We start from the raw sequence: 2,252 nt of genomic DNA, 5'->3' as shown, positions 1-2,252 counted from the left end.
CGCTGCAGGCCGCTGCGCAGGTCGGTCACGGCATCGGCGGTGTCGCGGTCGAGCGCGGCCTGCACCTGCTCGACCTCGTGCTTGCCCGCGAGCCAGACCACGGTGACCAGCAGCGCCAGCACCAGGATCGCGAGCAGTAGCCAGAGGAACCAGCGCTGCCACAGCGAGCGCAGCCGCGCGAAGCCGACGACGAGGCGGCGGTAGGGCGGCACCGGCAGCGGTGGCGGCGCATAGGCCGGCTCCGGCGCGCCGGGCACCGCGAGATCGGCCGCATCCACCGCCATGCCGCGCCCCTAGAGGATGCGGTGCGACAACGCGGGCAGCTGCGTGCGCGCGCGCTCGACCTGCGCGGTGTCGATGTCGAACAGCACCACGCCCTCCTCGCTCGCCTGCTGCGCCACCACCGTGCCCCAGGGATCGACGATCAGCGACTGGCCCCAGGTGCGGCGGCCGTTCTCGTGCGTGCCGCCCTGCGCGGGCGCGACCACCCAGGCCAGGTTCTCGATGGCGCGCGCGCGCAGCAGCACCTCCCAGTGCGCGGCGCCCGTGGTGTGGGTGAAGGCGCTGGGCACCAGCAACAGGTCGGCGCCCTGGCGCGAGAGCGCGCGGTAGAGCTCGGGAAAGCGCAGGTCGTAGCACACGCTCAGGCCGATGCGCCAGGCATGGCCGTCGCGCGAGGGCAGCTCGAACAGCACCGGCTCGGCGCCCGGCGCGATCACGCGGCGCTCGTCGAAGCGCTCGCGGCCGTCGTCGAAGAAGAACAGGTGGATCTTGTCGTAGCGCGCCACGCACTTGCCCTCGGGCGAGAAGGCCAGCGAGCTGTTGAAGACGTGGTCGGCATCGGTGCTCTCGATCGGCAGCGTGCCGCCGACGATCCACAGGCCGAACTCGCGCGCCGCGTCGGCCAGGAAGCCCTGCACCGTGCCCGCGCCGGCGGTCTCGCGCAGGCCCAGCTTGTCGGTGTCGCGCGCGCCCATCATGCAGAAGTACTCGGGCAGCACCGCGAGCTCGGCGCCCTCGGCGGCGGCGCGCGCGAGCAGGTCGTGCGCGCGTGCCAGGTTGGCTTCGCGGGCGATGGCCGACACCATCTGGATGGCTGCGACTTTCATTGCGTGGTCTCCGGTCTCCGGCCTTCGCCCGCGGCCGGCAGCCCCGGGATGCCCGGCAGGCTGGGAAGCGCCGGCAGGTGCGGCAGGTTGTTCGAAATGTTGGGCAGCAGCGGACGCGCCACCTTCGCTATTTTGGGGTCGGCCCAGGTGCCCTCGATCTGGAACTCCTGCGTGGCCGCGCTCGACAGCGGCTTGCTCAGCACCCACTGCGCGAGGAAGGTGCCCAGGCCGATGGCCGGATTGATCGCGGTCGCCACCAGCGCGGCGGTGCCGGCGTTGATCTCGGGCACCACCACCACGCGCAGGTTCTGCGTCTCGTGGACGATGTCGGCCGAGCCGTCCATCAGCGCGGCGGCGTTCACGCCCTTCATCTGCAGGTTGTTGGTGCTCGCGGTGCCGTTCGTGATCTTCGCGTCGCCGCGGATGAAGTCGAAGGCGAAGCCCTGGCTGAACACGTCGCGGAAGTCGAGCGTGAGCCGGCGCGGCAGCGCCTGCAGGCTCAGCACGCCGAGCAGCTTGGCCAGGCCCGGGTCGGCCTTGAGGAACTGGCCCGATTCGACGTTCACCCCGAGCTGGCCGCCCAGGCTCGGGTAGTCGATGGAGAACGGCGAGCCGCGCCAGTCGACGTTGCCCTCGAGCCGGCCGTTGCCGCGCCGCAGCACGCCGGGCATGCCGAAGCGCCCGAGCAGGCTGCCGGCATCGTTGATGTCGAGCCGGAAGGTCATGGCGGTGCGGCGCTGCTCGGCGCGGCCGCCGCCGCCCGAACCCGGGACCGCGGCCCAGGTGCCCTTGGCCGCGAAGCTGGCCTCGGGCATGGTGAAGCTCAGCCGGTTGAGCAGCCATTCGCGGCCCACGCCGCCGCGGTTGACCGCATCGATCTCGGCCCGGCCCAGGCGCTTGCCGAGCAGCTCGAAGTCGTCGACCACGATGTCGAGCGCGGGCAGGGTGCTGGGCTGCTCGTCGAGCAGGGCCTCGACCTGGGTCGCCTCGGTCGGCGCGATCTTCAGCCGCGCCAGCCGCGCATAGAGCCGGCCGGCCTGGGTGTGGCGGTACTCGGCATAGCCGCTGAGCTCGGTGGCGTCGATGTTGGCGCGCCACAGCGCACCGTCGCGCGTGCCGCCGAGCACCACCTCGTGCAGGGTG

The 2,252-nt window shown here is 72.3% G+C and carries 2 protein-coding genes and 1 pseudogene; all 3 read right to left on the bottom strand.

Annotated elements, in window-relative coordinates:
• Positions 1–284: pseudogene (locus AC27VN_RS39330) on the bottom strand (hypothetical protein); the annotation flags it as partial.
• A 9-nt stretch (positions 285–293) separates the two neighbouring features.
• Positions 294–1,109, bottom strand: coding sequence for a carbon-nitrogen hydrolase family protein (locus tag AC27VN_RS39325; RefSeq protein ID WP_490880193.1), 816 nt, complete (start codon positions 1,107–1,109; stop codon positions 294–296).
• A partial coding sequence (locus tag AC27VN_RS39320; RefSeq protein WP_490880192.1) for a YhdP family phospholipid transporter occupies positions 1,106–2,252 on the bottom strand: 1,147 nt, incomplete at its 5' end. The genes AC27VN_RS39320 and AC27VN_RS39325, both read right to left, overlap by 4 nt.

This window comes from Variovorax sp. 20P10.2.4, assembly GCF_058244205.1.
The sequence above is the reverse complement of the archived record's forward strand: the minus strand, read 5'-3'. Positions and strand labels throughout refer to the sequence as shown.